Annotated in this window: 9 protein-coding genes and 1 pseudogene; 7 read left to right on the forward strand and 3 right to left on the reverse strand. The window is 74.0% G+C overall.

All coding sequences use genetic code 11. The features are described 5' to 3' along the window. Positions 1 to 137: 137 nt before the first annotated feature. Positions 138 to 1,976 (reverse strand): translation elongation factor 4, encoded by a 1,839-nt coding sequence (gene lepA, locus K1J57_RS01280; protein ID WP_220562656.1) that lies wholly within the window; start codon positions 1,974 to 1,976, stop codon positions 138 to 140. 197 nt (positions 1,977 to 2,173) lie between these two features. Between lepA and K1J57_RS01285 the strand changes: the two genes are divergently transcribed. The 5 genes and pseudogenes from K1J57_RS01285 (at position 2,174) to holA (ending at position 8,706) form a co-directional block, all read left to right on the forward strand. Next, positions 2,174 to 3,082 carry a hypothetical protein gene (locus K1J57_RS01285; RefSeq protein ID WP_220562657.1) on the forward strand — a complete coding sequence of 303 codons (909 nt, stop codon included), beginning with the start codon at positions 2,174 to 2,176 and terminating at the stop codon, positions 3,080 to 3,082. A gap of 182 nt (positions 3,083 to 3,264) precedes the next feature. Further along, positions 3,265 to 3,534 carry a 30S ribosomal protein S20 gene (gene rpsT, locus K1J57_RS01290; RefSeq protein WP_220562658.1) on the forward strand — a complete coding sequence of 90 codons (270 nt, stop codon included), beginning with the start codon at positions 3,265 to 3,267 and terminating at the stop codon, positions 3,532 to 3,534. 107 nt (positions 3,535 to 3,641) lie between these two features. Further along, on the forward strand, positions 3,642 to 5,351 hold the full coding sequence (locus K1J57_RS33255) for a helix-hairpin-helix domain-containing protein (protein ID WP_255646774.1): 1,710 nt from the start codon (positions 3,642 to 3,644) through the stop codon (positions 5,349 to 5,351). 39 nt (positions 5,352 to 5,390) lie between these two features. After that, positions 5,391 to 7,694: pseudogene (locus K1J57_RS01300) on the forward strand (ComEC/Rec2 family competence protein); the annotation flags it as partial. Between the two features lie 49 nt (positions 7,695 to 7,743). After that, complete coding sequence (gene holA, locus K1J57_RS01305) at positions 7,744 to 8,706, forward strand: DNA polymerase III subunit delta (RefSeq protein WP_220562659.1); 963 nt, start codon at positions 7,744 to 7,746, stop codon at positions 8,704 to 8,706. A gap of 452 nt (positions 8,707 to 9,158) precedes the next feature. Here the strand turns inward: holA and K1J57_RS01310 are convergent, their stop codons facing one another. Next, positions 9,159 to 10,367, reverse strand: a complete 1,209-nt coding sequence (locus tag K1J57_RS01310) for an amidohydrolase family protein (protein ID WP_220562660.1) — start codon at positions 10,365 to 10,367, stop codon at positions 9,159 to 9,161. A gap of 447 nt (positions 10,368 to 10,814) precedes the next feature. Then, entirely contained in the window at positions 10,815 to 12,350 is a 1,536-nt protein-coding gene (hflX, locus tag K1J57_RS01315; RefSeq protein ID WP_220562661.1) for a GTPase HflX, read from the reverse strand. Positions 12,351 to 12,685: 335 nt separating this feature from the next. Here hflX and aceB point away from each other — a divergent pair, with 335 nt between their 5' ends. Then, entirely contained in the window at positions 12,686 to 14,290 is a 1,605-nt protein-coding gene (gene aceB, locus K1J57_RS01320) for a malate synthase A (protein WP_220562662.1), read from the forward strand. A gap of 262 nt (positions 14,291 to 14,552) precedes the next feature. Then, positions 14,553 to 16,037 carry an FAD-linked oxidase C-terminal domain-containing protein gene (locus tag K1J57_RS01325; RefSeq protein ID WP_220562663.1) on the forward strand — a complete coding sequence of 495 codons (1,485 nt, stop codon included), beginning with the start codon at positions 14,553 to 14,555 and terminating at the stop codon, positions 16,035 to 16,037.

Below are 16,037 nucleotides of genomic sequence, written 5' to 3' on the forward strand. Positions count from 1 at the left end.
CGGCCCGCCGTACACGCGACGAGGGGCGCCTCCCGAGGGGGGCGCCCCTCGTCCGTGCCCGCCGCTGCCTGACCGGCACAACAACGCAGGGGCGCCCCGTGGCGGGGCACCCCTGCGCGGCGTTCTCGGCGGGAGGACTACTTCTTCTTCTTGTCCTCGCCGCTGGTGTCCGTGGACAGCGCGGAGATGAAGGCCTCCTGGGGGACCTCGACCCGGCCCACCATCTTCATGCGCTTCTTGCCCTCCTTCTGCTTCTCCAGCAGCTTGCGCTTACGGCTGATGTCGCCGCCGTAGCACTTGGCGAGCACGTCCTTGCGGATGGCGCGGATGTTCTCGCGGGCGATCACCCGGGCGCCGACGGCCGCCTGGATCGGCACCTCGAACTGCTGCCGGGGGATGAGCTCGCGCAGCTTCTTGGTCATCTCGACGCCGTAGGTGTACGCCTTGTCCTTGTGGACGATCGCCGAGAAGGCGTCCACGGCCTCGCCCTGGAGCAGGATGTCGACCTTGACCAGGTCGGCGCGCTGCTCGCCGGTGGGCTCGTAGTCCAGGGAGGCGTAGCCCTTGGTGCGGGACTTGAGGTGGTCGAAGAAATCGAAGACGATCTCCGCCATCGGCAGGGTGTAGCGCATCTCGACGCGGTCCTCGGACAGGTAGTCCATGCCCTGCATGTCGCCGCGCCGCTCCTGGCACAGCTCCATGATCTGGCCGATGTAGTCCGAGGGGCTGAGCACCGTGGCCTTGACCATCGGCTCGTAGATCGCGGCGATCTTGCCCGCCGGGAACTCGCTCGGGTTGGTCACCACGTGCTCGGTGCCGTCCTCCATCTCCACCCGGTAGACCACGTTGGGCGCGGTGGAGATGAGGTCGAGGTTGAACTCGCGCTCCAGCCGGGCGCGGGTGATCTCCAGGTGCAGCAGGCCCAGGAAGCCGCAGCGGAAGCCGAAGCCCAGCGCCGCCGAGGTCTCCGGCTCGAACACCAGGGCGGCGTCGTTGAGCTGGAGCTTCTCCAGGGCGTCGCGCAGCACCGGGTAGTCGGTGCCCTCGATCGGGTACAGGCCCGAGAACACCATGGGCTTGGGGTCCTGGTAGCCCGACAGCATCTCGGTGGCGGGCCGGTTCAGGGCGGTGATGGTGTCACCGACCTTGGACTGGCGCACGTCCTTCACACCGGTGATGATGTAGCCGACCTCGCCCACGCCCAGGCCGTCGCACTTGGTGGGCTCGGGCGAGCTGACGCCGATCTCCAGGATCTCGTGGGAGGCCCGGGTCGACATCATCTGGATGCGCTCGCGCGGGCTGAGGCGGCCGTCCACCACGCGGACGTAGGTGACCACGCCGCGGTAGGTGTCGTAGACCGAGTCGAAGATCATCGCGCGGGCCGGGGCGTCGGCGTCGCCGATCGGCGGCGGGATCTGCCGGACGATCTCGTTGAGCAGCTCCTCGACGCCCTCGCCGGTCTTGGCGCTGACCTTGAGCACGTCGGAGGGCTCGCAGCCGATGATGCCGGCCAGCTCCTCGGCGTACTTCTCCGGCTGGGCGGCCGGCAGGTCGATCTTGTTGAGCACCGGGATGATCGTCAGATCGTTCTCCAGCGCCATGTACAGGTTGGCCAGGGTCTGGGCCTCGATGCCCTGGGCGGCGTCCACCAGCAGGACCGCGCCCTCGCAGGCGGCCAGCGAGCGGGAGACCTCGTAGGTGAAGTCGACGTGCCCGGGCGTGTCGATGAGGTCCAGGGTGTAGGTCTTGTCGTCCAGCGCCGTGAACGGGATGCGCACGGCCTGCGACTTGATGGTGATGCCGCGCTCGCGCTCGATGTCCATGCGGTCCAGGTACTGGGCCCGCATCTGACGGTCCTCGACGACGCCGGTGATCTGGAGCATCCGGTCGGCCAGCGTCGACTTGCCATGGTCGATGTGCGCGATGATGCAGAAGTTGCGGATCAGCGCGGGATCGGTCCGGTTCGGCTGTGCCACCGTGCTCCGTTCGACTAAGGGTTCGGGGTGTGCGGCCCGCGGGGCCGTCGTCCATCCTCCCACGGAGGAGTGCGCGCCCTCCCCTTGGGCGGGCGGCGGACGGTGCGACAGTATGGTCGCGCACGCGGGACTGTCCGGTGTCCAGATTATGCGACCTCCGAGCCACTCGGGGCGCGCGAACCGTGGGGGTGGCGGCGGTGAAGTGGTTTCTGACCCGGCTGCTGGCGGGTGCGGCGGCGGTCGCCGTCGTCCTGGCCGGAGTGGGGGTGCTGCTGGCCGCCCAGTATTCGGGGACCCCGGCGGCGTGGGCGGTCTCCCAGGGGACCGACGCCGTGTGGGTGGACTCCGCCGACGACGCCGGGGACCTGCGCGCGCTGCTGGACACCGGCGCGGTGGACACCGTGTACCTGCTCGCCGGGGAGATCGGCGCCGACGGGGACGTGACCGCCACCGACGACCTGCGCCCCCTGGTGGAGGGGTACCCGGACGTGCGGGCGCTGGCCTGGCTGCGGCACGCCACCGAGGGGTCGTCGCTGCTGAGCGACCGGTTCGACCGGCAGGCCCGGGAGAGGCTCGCCCCGGCCGCGGCGCAGACCGCCGAGGGGTACGCGGGGGTGCACCTGGAGATCCGGCCGGTGACCGTCAACGACCCGTCGATGCCGGCGCTCGTGGAGATGGTGCGCGGGGAGCTGGGCGGGGACGCGGTGCTGTCGGTGCTGGCGCACCACGTGGAGCTGGCCCCGGGCGGGCGCATCCCGTCCTTCCTCATGAACGGCGAGGAGAAGTACTGGTCCAAGGGGTACCTGGCGCGGGTGACCGAGCACGCCGACGAGGTGGTGCTGCCGGGGACGGACCCGGGGATGCCCGCGGACGCCATGGACGGCGGGTTCACGGTGCGGCAGGTGACCGAGGCGGTGTCGGCGCTGAGCACCCGCGAGGAGGTGACGGTCCGCTTCGGGGTGCCCCCCGGCGAGCAGGCGGAGACGGCGCTGGCGGCGATCCGCATCGGCACGACGCGGGCGCAGGCTCCCGAGCGGGTGCGCCTGGGGGTGAGCCTGTCCGATCCGGCGGACCTGCGGCTCTACACGGCAGGGTGGCTGGGCTGAGCAGTGGGCGCCATGCGGCATACTGGAAGTCCGTGTCTCGGACTTCCACGTTCTTTCAAGCCCTGTGGAACCACACACCCGGCGTCGACGCCCGTGTCGGCCGCTCACGGAACGGCTGCCCGTGAGCAGAGCCCGCGGATCGACCGGCGCACAAGCACAGATCAACTGGAGCACGTTTTCGCATGGCGAACATCAAGTCGCAGAAGAAGCGCATTCGGCAGAACGAGAAGGCCCGTGTCCGCAACCAGGCGGTGCGCTCTTCGCTGAAGACGGCCGTCCGCCGGTTCCGTGAGGCTGCCGAGACCGGGAACGTCGAGCAGGCCACCGTGGCCCAGCGCTCCGCCGCCCGCGCCCTGGACAAGGCCGTGAGCAAGGGCGTCATCCACAAGAACCAGGCCGCGAACCGCAAGAGCGCGATCGCCAAGCGCCTGCACGACCTGCAGAGCGCCTAGAGCCCTTCCCCGAAGGCCCGGCCCCGTGCGGGGGCCGGGCCTTCGGGTTATCCACAGGCCGCGCACACCCGCTGGCACACGGTGACCGGGCTCCCTACCTTGGGCTCATGACCCCTCGAAACGACCAGCAGGAACGACTCCGGGCCCTGGGCCTGGACGCCTCACCGGCCGCGCGCCGGCTGCGCGCCCGCATCCCGCGCCCCGCCCCCGAACCCGCCGAGGGCATCCCGAGCGCCCCGTACTCGGTGGACGCCTGGCCCGAGCGCGACCCGCACGACCGCGCCCCGGCGCCCCCGGACCCGGAGCCGGACGCCGCCCGCACCGTGCGCACCCCGCCGCCGCGCGACCCGCCCCCGTGGACCGGCGCCCGGCTCCCCCACCCGCCCCTCACCGACGGCACCACCGAGCGCCTCCACCCGGCCCGCCCCCGCCCGTCCGGGGCGCCCCCGACCACCGCCCCGCCCTGGGACACACACCCCACCCCGGAGCGCACCCGCAGCGGGAGCGACCCCACCCCGGACGGTGGCCCCCCGCGTGCGGGCAGGGCACTCCCGGACCACGACACACACTCCATGGCCGGGCACCCCCGGAACGGGAACGGACCGCCCCCGGACGACGGCTCCACCCACCCGGCCGAGGCGCCCCCGCCCTGGGACACACGCCCTATCCCGCAGCGCCCCCGGAGCGGGAGCGTCCCCGCCGCGGCCTACAGCCTCTCCTACACGACCACCCCGGACCACGACACACGCTCCATGGCCGGGCACCCCCGGGACGGGCGCGACCCCGGCCCTGACGGCAGCCCCCCGCGCCCGGGCCGGGCGCTGGCGCGTGACGGGGACGAACCCACCTCGGGCGATGGCCCTCTGCGTGCGGGCGGGACGCCTCCTGGCCGAGACGCACGGCCCACGGCGGGGCGCTCTCGGAACGGGCGCGGCCCCGATCCGAACGGCGGCTCCACGCACGCGGGCGGGACGTCGGCGGGTGACAGGGGCGAGCCGGGGCACGAGGGGCTCGGCACGGTGTCGGCGTGGCGGCGCGCGGGCGCCGGGGCGCGGCGGCGGGCCGACGGGGACCCCGGCTCCGGGGTGCGCGGGGGCGCGGACGGCGCTGCCCCTGCCCGGCGGGACGGGGAGGAGCGGATCCCTCGGGTGCCGAGCGGGTACACCGAGTTCCTCCCCCCGCGGGGCGGGCTCGTGGAGCGGCTGGCGCGGCGGTGGCCGCCCGAGGCGACCATGTCCCGGCGGGCCGTGGCGGCCCTGCTCGTCGTGGCGGTGGCCGCGGTCGCCGCCGTGCTGCTCCTGCGCGAGCGCCCCACAGAGGTCGTCGCGCCCGAGACCGTCGCGCACACGCTCCCCGCCGAGGCGGCCACGCCCAGCGCCGCGGCGGCCTCCCCCGAGGCGGACGTGGTCGTGCACGTGGGCGGCGAGGTCGAGGACCCCGGGCTGTACACGCTGCCACCCGGTTCGCGGGTGGCGGACGCGGTGGAGGCCGCCGGGGGCGCACTCCCCGACGCCGACATGGACCTGCTCAACCTGGCCCGCTCCCTGGTGGACGGCGAGCAGATCCTGGTGGGCCTGCCGCAGCCGGAGGCGGCGGCCCCGTCCGCGGGCACCGCCGGTGGCCCGCTGGTGAACATCAACCAAGCCGACGAGACGGAGCTGGAGACGCTGCCCCGCGTGGGCGAGGTCACCGCGGTCAACATCGTCTCCTACCGCGAGGCCAACGGGCCGTTCACCAGCGTGGACGACCTCCTCAACGTCGACCGCATCGGCGCCAAGACCCTGGAGGAGATCCGCCCGCACGTGACCGTCGGCTGAGGACCGGGGCCCGGAGCGCCCCGGAAGGAGGTGGTGGAGGTGGTGGTGTGGCTGGGGACGGACGGGTACGGGGTGGGGCGGCCGGTGGACCTGCGGTCGGTGGTGCCCGCCGCGGCCGCGTGGGCGGCCGCGCTGGCCGCCCCCGCGGCACCGCCCTGGGCGGCGTGGGCGCTGGGCGGTGCGGCCTGGTGCGCGGCGGTGCTGGTGTTCCTGCTGGCGCGGGCGCCGGCCGAGGCGCTGGCGCTGACCACCGCCGCCGCGCTGGCCTGCGCCGGGACCGTCGCGGTGGTCGCCGGGGTCCAGGTGCACCGGGTGGCGGTCGGCGCGGCCCGGGCCGCCGTGGAGGCGGGCGGCGAGGTGGAGTTCACCGCCCGGGTCACCGGCGACCCGCGGGCGCGCGCCGGGACACCGCGGCCGGGCCGGCCGGAGTGGCTCGTCCACGCGCGGGTGAGCGCAGCGGACGGGCGCCCGGGGAACGCCGAACCCGTGGTCCTGCTCGCCTCCGGCCGGGAGTGGCCCCGGCTGCTGCCCGGCCAGTCCCTCACCGCCCGCGGCGTGTTCGTCCCCGCCGAGGACGACCCCTTCCTCGGCGCCCTGGTCCTGGTGCGCGGCCCGCCCCTGGAGGTGGCCCCGCCCGACCGGTGGCAGCGGTTCGCCGGCGACGTGCGGGCCGGGCTGCGCGGCGCCGCCGCCGGCCTGCCCGAGCCCGAGCGCGGGCTGTTGCCCGCCCTGATCGTCGGCGACACCTCCGGGGTGGACGAACAGGTGGCGGAGGACTTCCGGGCGACCGGGATGACGCACCTCCTCACCGTCAGCGGCGCCAACCTCGCCATCCTGACCGGGGTGGTCGTGGCGCTGGGCCGCCTGGTGCGCGCGCCGCCGTGGTGGACGGTGGCGGGCGGGGCCGTGATGATCTGGCTGTTCGTCCTGGTCTGCCGCCCCGAACCCAGCGTGGTGCGGGCCGCCTTCATGGGCTCCCTCGCCCTGCTGGCGCTGGCGACCGGCCGCACCCACATGGCGCTGGGCGCGCTGGGCGTGACCGTGGTGGGGGTGCTGTTCGCCGCCCCCGCCCTGGCGTCCTCCTACGGCTTCGCGCTGTCGGTGCTGGCCACCGCGGGCATCGTGCTGCTGGTGCCGCGCTGGACCCGGGAGTGGTCGGCGTCGGTCCCCCGGGTGGTGGCCGAGGCCCTGGCCGTGGCGGTGGCCGCGCACCTGGCGGTCGCCCCGGTGGTGGTGACCCTGTCCGGTGAGGTGTCGTGGGTGGCGGTCCCCGCCAACGTGCTGGCCGCCCCGGTGGTGGCGGTGGTGACGGTGCTGGGCTCCCTGGTCGCCGCCCTGGCGGTGGTCGCGCCGACGGCGGCGGCCGCGGTGGCGGTGGTGCCCGGCTGGGGCGTGGCCTGGATCGCGGCGGTGGCGCAGGCGGGCGCCCGCGTCCCGTACGGGGCGCTGCCCTGGCGGACCGACCTCGCGGGGGCGCTGCTGCTGGCCGTCCTGGTGGTGGCGCTGGTGGTGTCCCGGGGCCGGGTGCGGCGGGTGCTCGCCGCCGGGACGGCGGCGGTGCTGCTGCTGGCCGCCGCGGCGCGCTGCCTGCCCGGCGGGTGGCCGCCGCGGGACTGGGCGGTGGCGGCCTGCGACGTGGGCCAGGGCAGCGCCTTCGTGCTGTCGGTGGCTCCCGGTGCCGCGGTGGTGGCGGACACGGGCCGCGACCCCGAGGCGGTCGACGCCTGCCTGGAGCGCCTGGGCGTGCGCGAGGTCCCCCTGCTGGTGCTGAGCCACGACCACGCCGACCACGTGGACGGCACCTCCGGGGTGCTGAGGCACCGCCGGGTGGACCGGGCCCTGGTCCCGCCGGGGTTCGGCGGCTCCCCGGTGGGCGGGCTGCTCGCGGGGGCCGGGGTGGAGCAGGCGGCCGCCGAACGCGGGGACCGGCTGCGCGTGGGCGCCTGGACGCTGCGCGTCCTGTGGCCGCCGCCCGGCTTCCGCGGCTCCGTCAACGACGGCTCGGTGGTGGTGCGCGCCGATGCCCCTCACCTTTCGGTGCTGCTGCCCGGCGACGTCGAGGAGGAGGCGCAGCGCCGGCTGCTCGGGGAGCCGCTGGCCGTGGCGGTGCTGGCGGTCCCCCACCACGGGTCGGCCGCGCAGGTCCCGGAGTTCCTGGAGGCCACGGGGGCGCGGATCGCGCTGACCTCAGTGGGCGCCGACAACCCCTACGGCCACCCGGCGCCGTTCACGCAGAGCGTGCTGCGCCGGATGGGCGCGCTGGACCTGCGCACCGACCTGTCGGGGGACATCGCGGTGGTCGGCACCGGCGAGGGCCCCGTGGCGCTGGTCCGGGGCCCCGACCGGTCGCTTCGGCGCGCGGGAGGTCGGTGGGGCGTGGCATGCTCGTGGTATGCCTGCACCCGCCCCGATCACGCTCATCGTCGGCGACGAGGAACTCCTCGTCGACCGGGCCGTCGCCGCCATCGTGGCCGCCGTCCGCGCCGAGGACCCGGAGGTGGACGTCCACGATCTGGTCCCCGCCCAGGTGGGCCCGCACACCCTGGTGGAGGTCACCTCGCCGTCGCTGTTCGGCGACCGCCGGGTGGTCGTGCTGCGCTCCTCCCAGGACCTGGTCAAGGACCTGGCCGAGACGGTGACGGCCTATCTCAAGGACCCGGCCGACGACGTCACCCTGGTCCTGACCCACGCGGGCGGCAACAAGGGCAAGGCCCTGCTGCAGGCGGCGCAGAAGGCGGGGGCGGCCCGGATCGACTGCAAGGGCCCGACCAAGGGCCCCGAGCGCGTGGCGTTCGTCAAGGCCGAGTTCTCGGCGGCGGGCCGGCAGATCACCCCGGACGCCGCCCAGGCGCTGCTGGACGCGGTCGGCAGCGAACTGCGCGAGATCGCGGCGGCCTGCACCCAGCTGATCGCCGACACCGAGGGGCGGGTGGACGCCGCCGCGGTGGCCCGCTACCACTCGGGCCGGGCGGAGGCGTCGGGGTTCACCGTCGCGGACCGCGCGGTCGAGGGCCGCCTGCCCGAGGCGCTGGAGCAGCTGCGCTGGTCGCTGGCGGTGGGCACCGCCCCGGTGCTGATCAACAGCGCGCTGGCGGGCGCGGTGCGCGGCATCGCCGTGGTGGCGGGCCCCTCGCGCGGGGGCTCGGACGCCGACCTGGCCAAGAGCGCCAAGGTGCCGCCGTGGAAGCTGCGCACCCTGCGCCAGCAGGCGCGCGGCTGGTCCCCGGCGGGCATCGGTCGGGCGATGGCGGTGGTGGCCGAGACCGACGCGCTGATCAAGGGCGCGGGCCGCGACCCGGAGTACGCCCTGGAGCGCGCCGTCATCGAGATCGCCCGGGCCCGCGGCCGCCGCTAGGCCCTGCTTCTCCGGGCGGGTCGAGGCGCGGAGCCGGACCGAGGCTCCGGCACGGCCGCGTCGGGGCCCCCGGCCCGCCCGTCCCGGCGGTCACGCCCCGGGTTCCGTCCGGACAGGCCGGTCACCCGCTCCACGGCAGGCGACCCGGCCTTGCCCTCGTACCTGTCGGCCTCGGTTCCGGGTTCCGCCCGGACAGGCCCACCGCCCGCTCCACAGCGCAGCGCTCGCGGCAGGCGGCCCGGCCTCGCCTTCGTACCTGTCGGCCGCGGTCCCAGGTCCCGCCCGAACAGGCCAGCGCCCGCTCCGCGGCGCAGCACTTGCGGCAGGCCCCGGCCGCCCCCTCGTCCCGGACGGTCGCGGCCCCGGGTCCCGTCCGGACAGGCCGGCGCCCGCTCCGCGGCGCAGCGCTCGCGGCAGGCCCCCGGCCGGGGCCGCCCGCCGGCGCACCTCAGCTAGTGGATGGTGCGGCCGCCCTGCCACACGTGCAGGGCCTTGAGGCCCATCGACCACGCGAACGCGCCCTCGTGGTCGGCGTCCCACTGGACCAGGTCGGCGAGGCTGCCGGGGGTGAGCATGCCGCGGTCGGCGATCCCCAGGGCGCGGGCGCCGCCGACGGTGGCGGCGTGCAGCGCCTCCTGGACGGTCATCTGGAACATGGCCACGGCCAGGGAGATGATGAGCGGCATGGACGTGGCGCCGCTCTGCCCGGGGTTGTGGTCGGTGCCCAGCCCGACGGGCACCCCGTGGTCGAGCAGGGACCGCACCGGCGGGCGGCGGCGCTCGTGCAGCGAGGTGGTGGGGCAGGCCACCACGGGGGTGCGGGTGGCGGCCAGCGCCAGGATGTCCTCGTCGTCGGTCTCGTGCAGCAGGTCCACCGAGGTGCAGCCGAGCTCGGCGGCCATGCGCACCGCCCCGTGGCGGGGGCGCGAGCAGGCGTGCAGCGTGGTGCGCAGCCCGACGGACTGGCCCACGGACAGCAGCATCCGCGCGTCGTCGGTGGTGAACTGCCGGTTGTCGCAGTAGACGTCCACCCCGTCGGCGCCCACCTGGGCGGCGTCGGCCAGCCAGGAGGCGGCGGTGGCGACGTACTCGGCGGGGCGGCCGAAGAACTCCGGCGGCACCCCGTGGGCGGGGAAGAACGTGATGTGCAGGCGCGGCATGCCGGGCTCCTCCTCCAGGGAGCGCAGCAGGCGCACGTCGGCCAGTTCGCCGTCGCGGGTCAGGTGGTAGCCGGTCTTGGCCTCGACGGTGGTGGTCCCGGTGATGACCCAGTGCCGCAGCCGCTCCCGCACGGCGTTGCACAGCGTCCAGGGGTCGGTTCCGCGCGTGATGGTGACGGTGGTGGACACCCCGCCCCCGGCCGCGAAGATGTCCCCCTGGGAGGCGCCCTTGGCCCACATGCTGACCTCGGCGTAGCGGTCGCCCGCGTAGACGGGGTGGCAGTGGGCGTCGATGAGTCCGGGCGTGATGAGCCCGCCGCCGATGTTGATGATGTCGTCGACGTCGGTGAGGTCGTCGTAGACCCCGGGCAGGTGCTGGGGCAGTTCGGCGGCGGGGCCGACCCAGGCCACCCGCTCGTCGTCGATCAGGAGCGCCGCCTTGGTCAGCATCTCGTCGCCGGTCCACAACCGACCGATGTTGCTGAGGAGTACGACCGCCATGGTCAGCCGCCGGTCAGTTCCGCCGCGTGGAGGGAAGGGAGGGGTCGTGCAGGGAACGGGCGGACATGGCGACCTCGTATCTGGAACGATCCGACAGGGCCGACGGGGGCGGCCGGGGGCACCGCCGCGCGGGTCGGGGATCGCGGCGCGCCGGGCGCGCCGTGTCCGCCGGGCTCTGGGGCTGCGGCAGGTGCTCCAAAACCGTAGTCCATTCCCGGACTCCGTGTACACCTCTCCACAGGGACGAATGCGAGCGTTCCGCCGTATACCTCGCGAGAGGCCGACGTGACGAACCCCATGTCCGCCCGCGGCGACCTGCGGACATCCGATGTCCGGCGGGCACGCGGACCCCCGTTCGCGAACGTGAGACCCCTCCGGCCGCGGCGCATCCGGCTCCGGACGCACGGAACGGGCCCGGCCGTGCGGCCGGGCCCGTTCGAGGGCCGGTCAGGCGGTGCTGAGGGCGAACTCCTCCAGCCTGCCCGCCAGGACCTGCGAGACGAAGGCGTGCAGCTCGGTGCCCTCCTCGGTGTGCTCCTCCGCGAGGACGCGCCCCTCCTCGTGCACCTTGGCGACCAGGTCGCCGCGCGAGTAGGGCACACGGACGCGCACCTCGTGCGCGAGCTCGGGCAGCGACTCGGCCAGGGCGGTGACCAGCGCGGCCACGCCCTCCCCGGTCCGGGCGGAGACCTCGACCATGTCGGGGTAGCGGGTGCGCAGCGCCTTGAGCACGTCCGGGTCGGCCGCGTCGACCTTGTTGACCACGATCAGCTCGGGCACGTCGGTGGCGTCGATGTCGGCGAACACCTCGCGCACCGCGGCGATCTGGCTCTCGGGGTCGGGGTGCGACCCGTCGACCACGTGCAGGATGAGGTCGGCGTCGGCGACCTCCTCCAGGGTGGACCGGAACGCCTCCACCAGCTGGTGCGGCAGGTGCCGGACGAACCCGACGGTGTCGCTGAGCGTGAACGCCCGGCCGTCGGGCGTGCGCGCCTGGCGGACCGTGGGGTCCAGGGTGGCGAACAGGGCGTTCTCCACCAGGACTCCGGCGCCGGTCAGCCGGTTGAGCAGGCTGGACTTGCCGGCGTTGGTGTACCCGGCGATGGCCACCGAGGGCACCTGGCGGGTGCGGCGGACGTCGCGCTTGACGTCGCGGGCGATGCGCATGTGGGCGAGCTGCCTGCGCAGCTTGGCCATCTTGTCGTTGATGCGCCGCCGGTCGGTCTCGATCTTGGTCTCACCGGGACCGCGCAGGCCCACGCCGCCGCCGGCGCCGCCGCCACCGGACCCGCCGGCCTGGCGGGACAGGCTGTCGCCCCAGCCGCGCAGGCGCGGGAGCAGGTAGTTGAGCTGGGCCAGTTCGACCTGGGCCTTGCCCTCGCTGCTGCGCGCGTGCTGGGCGAAGATGTCCAGGATGAGCGCGGTGCGGTCGACGACCTTGACCTTGACGACGTCCTCCAGCTGGCGCAGCTGGCCGGGGGTGAGCTCACCGTCGCAGATGACGGTGTCGGCCCCGGTGGACTCGACGATGTCGCGCAGCTCGGCGGCCTTGCCCTTGCCGACGTAGGTGGCGGGGTCGGGCTTGGAGCGGCGCTGGGTGAGGCCCTCCAGGACCATGGCCCCGGCGGTCTCGGACAGCGCGGCCAGCTCGACCAGCGAGTTGTCGGCGTCGGCCTGGGTGCCGCTGGTCCACACGCCGATCAGGACGACGCGCTCCAGCCGCAGCGACCGGTACTCGACCTCGGTGATGTCGGTGAGTTCGGTGGACAGCCCCTGGACGCGGCGCAGCGCGTGCCGGTCGGCGAGTTCCATCTCGCCCTGGTCGGGGACGTCCCCGTACGGGTGACGGTCGCCGCCGGTGTCGCGACGGGACCCCTCACCGCTGTCGGTCCCGTTCCCGTCGGCGAACGTGTCGTGGAGCCTCTCCTCGTCGGCGGCCTCGAAGGCCGCGCGGGTGCTTCCACGGGTTTCAGCAGTACTCATATCCCTCCAGGTGGGTCAACGCGATCACCGGGGTGATTCTTCCCGGTCCGCGCCGCGCGGACCACCCCGTCGATGGTGACACGCGCTTCCCGGCGGGGCACCTGAATTATCGCAGGCCACGTGGCGGAAGACACTCTGCCGTCGCGGGGTCCTCAAATGCCTTCTATCGGCCTGGACACAAGAACCGCGGAAGTTATCAGAGAATTTTCAACAAGCTTCACGCTGTGCGAAACTTCGTAGTCATGCAGGGTGGGGGCTGCGTTGACCCCGCCTCATCGACAACGGTAGCGTTTTCCACATCCCAGAAGCTTGTTTCGTATTGCGGAAGGTTTGCCATGGGCGCCACCCACGGGGTCGAGATCACCGGCCCCCTCAACGACCGGTTCGACGAGATCCTCACCGACGAGGCGCTCGCCCTCGTCGCCGAGCTGCACCGCGCCTTCGAGGAGCGCCGCCAGGAGCTCCTGGCCGCGCGCAGGGTCCGTGAGGAGCAGGTCGCCTCCGGTACCGACCTCGACTTCCTCCCCGAGACGAAGCACATCCGCGAGGACGACTCCTGGCGGGTCGCCCCGCCCGCCCCCGGCATCACCGACCGCCGCGTCGAGATCACCGGCCCTACCGAGCGCAAGATGACCATCAACGCGCTCAACTCCGGCGCCAAGGTGTGGCTCGCCGACTTCGAGGACGCCAACACCCCGCTGTGGGAGAACATGATCCAGGGGCAGCTCAACCTGCGCGACGCCCTGGACCGCACCATCGACTTCACCTCCCCGCAGGGCAAGACCTACGCCCTGAAGGACGACGGGGAGCTGGCCACCATCGTGGTCCGCCCGCGCGGCTGGCACCTGGACGAGAAGCACATCCTCGTCGACGGCCAGCGCACCAGCGGCGGCATCGTCGACTTCGCCCTCTACTTCTTCCACTGCGCGCAGCGCCAGCTGGACAAGGGCAAGGGCCCGTACTTCTACCTGCCCAAGATGCAGAGCCACCTGGAGGCCCGGCTCTGGAACGACATCTTCGTCCTGGCCCAGGAGCGCCTCGGCATCCCCCGCGGCACCATCCGCGCCACCTGCCTCATCGAGACCATCCCGGCCGCGTTCGAGATGGAGGAGATCCTCTACGAGCTGCGCGAGCACTCCGCGGGCCTGAACGCCGGCCGCTGGGACTACCTGTTCAGCATCATCAAGACGCACCGCACCCGGGGCCGGGCCTTCGTGCTGCCCGAGCGCAACGCCGTCACCATGACCGCGCCGATGATGCGCGCCTACACCGAGCTGCTGGTCAAGACCTGCCACAAGCGCGGCGCCCACGCCATCGGCGGCATGGCCGCGTTCATCCCCTCCCGCAGGGACGAGGAGGTCAACAAGGTCGCCTTCGCCAAGGTCCGCGACGACAAGTCCCGCGAGTCCGGCGACGGCTTCGACGGCTCCTGGGTCGCCCACCCCGACCTGGTGCCGATCGCCATGGAGGTCTTCGACGGCGTCCTGGGCGAGAAGCCCAACCAGATCGACAGGCAGCGCCCCGAGGTCGAGGTGACCGCGGCCGACCTGCTGGCCGTGGACCGCACCCCGGGCGGCGTCACGCAGGCGGGCCTGCGGGGCAACATCAACGTCGCGCTGCAGTACCTGGCGGCCTGGATGGGCGGCAACGGCGCGGTGGCGATCCACAACCTCATGGAGGACGCCGCCACCGCCGAGATCTCCCGCTCCCAGATCTGGCAGTGGCTGCACAACGGCATCACCCTCGACGACGGCCCCGAGGTCACCGCCGAGCTGGTCACCCGGATCATCGACGAGGAGCTGGCGGCCATCCGCGAGTCCCAGGGCGCCGCCTTCGACGAGGGCCTGTACAAGCAGGCCAAGGAGCTGTTCTCCGAGGTCGCGCTGGCCGACGAGTACATCGACTTCCTCACCCTGCCCGCCTACGAGCGCATGCCGTAGGACGCACCGGGCCCCGCGCCCCGCATCCGGCGGCCTCCCACCGGGAGGCCGCCCCGCGGCGGCCCGGGCCACCGGCCCACGGGGCGGCGGTCCCTCCGGACCGCCGCCCCTGCGTGTACCTCACCGACGGCACATTCCGCCCAACGAAAGAGAAATTCCGCACGCCCCTCTTGTGTCTCGGGCCACACGGCCGTAGTTTTCCCTCGCGGGGCCGTCCACACAGAGGTCTGACCGCACCCGCGCCGACAGCCCGGGAGGCGCCATGCCCGACACCGCCGACCCGATCCCGGCCGCCGTGGCCGCGCTCGTCCCCCGCCTGCGGGAGATCTGCGGCGAGGACGGCGTCCTGACCGACGCCTCGCGGCGCCGCGTCTACGACAGCGACGGCATCACCCACCACCGCGAGGTCCCCGGTGTGGTGGTGCTGCCCACCACCGCCGAGCAGGTCGCCGCCGTGGTGGGGCTGTGCGCCGAGACCGGGGTGCCGTTCGTCCCCCGCGGGGCGGGCACCGGACTGTCCGGTGGCGCGCTCCCCCACCCCGAGGGCGTGCTGCTGACCACCTCCCGCATGCGCCGCATCGTCGAGGTCGACCCCGACAACGAGTGCGCCGTGGTCGAGCCCGGGGTGACCAACCTCGACGTCAGCCGGGCCGCCGCGCCGTACGGCTACTACTACGCGCCCGACCCCTCCAGCCAGCAGGTGTGCTCGGTGGGCGGCAACGTCGCCGAGAACTCCGGGGGCGCGCACTGCCTCAAGTACGGGTTCACCGTCAACCACGTGCGCGGACTGGACGTGGTCACCCCCGACGGCGCCCTGGTCCGCCTGGGCGGCAAGGCCTCCGAGGCGCCCGGCCACGACCTCATCGGCGCGTTCATCGGATCCGAGGGCACCCTGGGCGTCGCCACCCGGATCACCGTGGGCCTGACCCGGCTGCCCGAGCGGACCGTCACCCTGCTGGCGGCGTTCACCTCCATGGACGCGGGCGGGCGCGCGGTCGGCGACATCATCGCCGCCGGGGTGCTGCCCTCGGCGATCGAGATGATGGACGCCCTGGCGATCGAGGCCGCCGAGGCCGCCGTGGCCTGCGACTACCCGGCGGGCGCCGCGGCGGTGCTCATCGTGGAGCTGGACGGCCCTGCCGCCGAGGTGGAGGCCGAGCTCGCCGAGGTGACCCGGCTGTGCGCGGCCGCGGGGTCGTTCGAGACCCGCACCGCCGCCGACGCCGACGAGCGGGCCCGGATCTGGAAGGGCCGCAAGTCGGCGTTCGCCGCCGTGGGCCGGATCAGCCCCTCCTACATCGTCCAGGACGGGGTGGTGCCCCGCACCGCCCTGTCCGAGGTGCTGCGCCGCATCACCGAGCTGTCGGAGGAGAGCGGCATCCGGGTCGCGAACGTGTTCCACGCCGGGGACGGCAACCTGCATCCGCTGGTGCTGTTCGACGACGCCGAACCCGGGGCGGGCGAACGCGCCGAGGAGGTATCGGGGGCCATCCTCGACCTGTGCGTGGAGCACGGCGGGTCCATCACCGGCGAACACGGGGTGGGCGTGGACAAGGCGTGCAAGATGCCGCGCATGTACTCCCCCGACGACCTGGCGACCTTCGACCTGTTCCGGAGGGCCCTGGACCCGGAGGGCATCGCCAACCCGTACAAGCTGCTGCCCACCCCGCGCCTGTGCGGGGAGAGGCCGGGCGTGCGCACGGGTGTGCACCCGCTGGTGGAGTCGGGTCGGGCCGAGCAGTTCTGA

The sequence above is a fragment of the Nocardiopsis sp. MT53 genome, from assembly GCF_019598965.1.
Taxonomy (GTDB): domain Bacteria; phylum Actinomycetota; class Actinomycetes; order Streptosporangiales; family Streptosporangiaceae; genus Nocardiopsis; species Nocardiopsis changdeensis.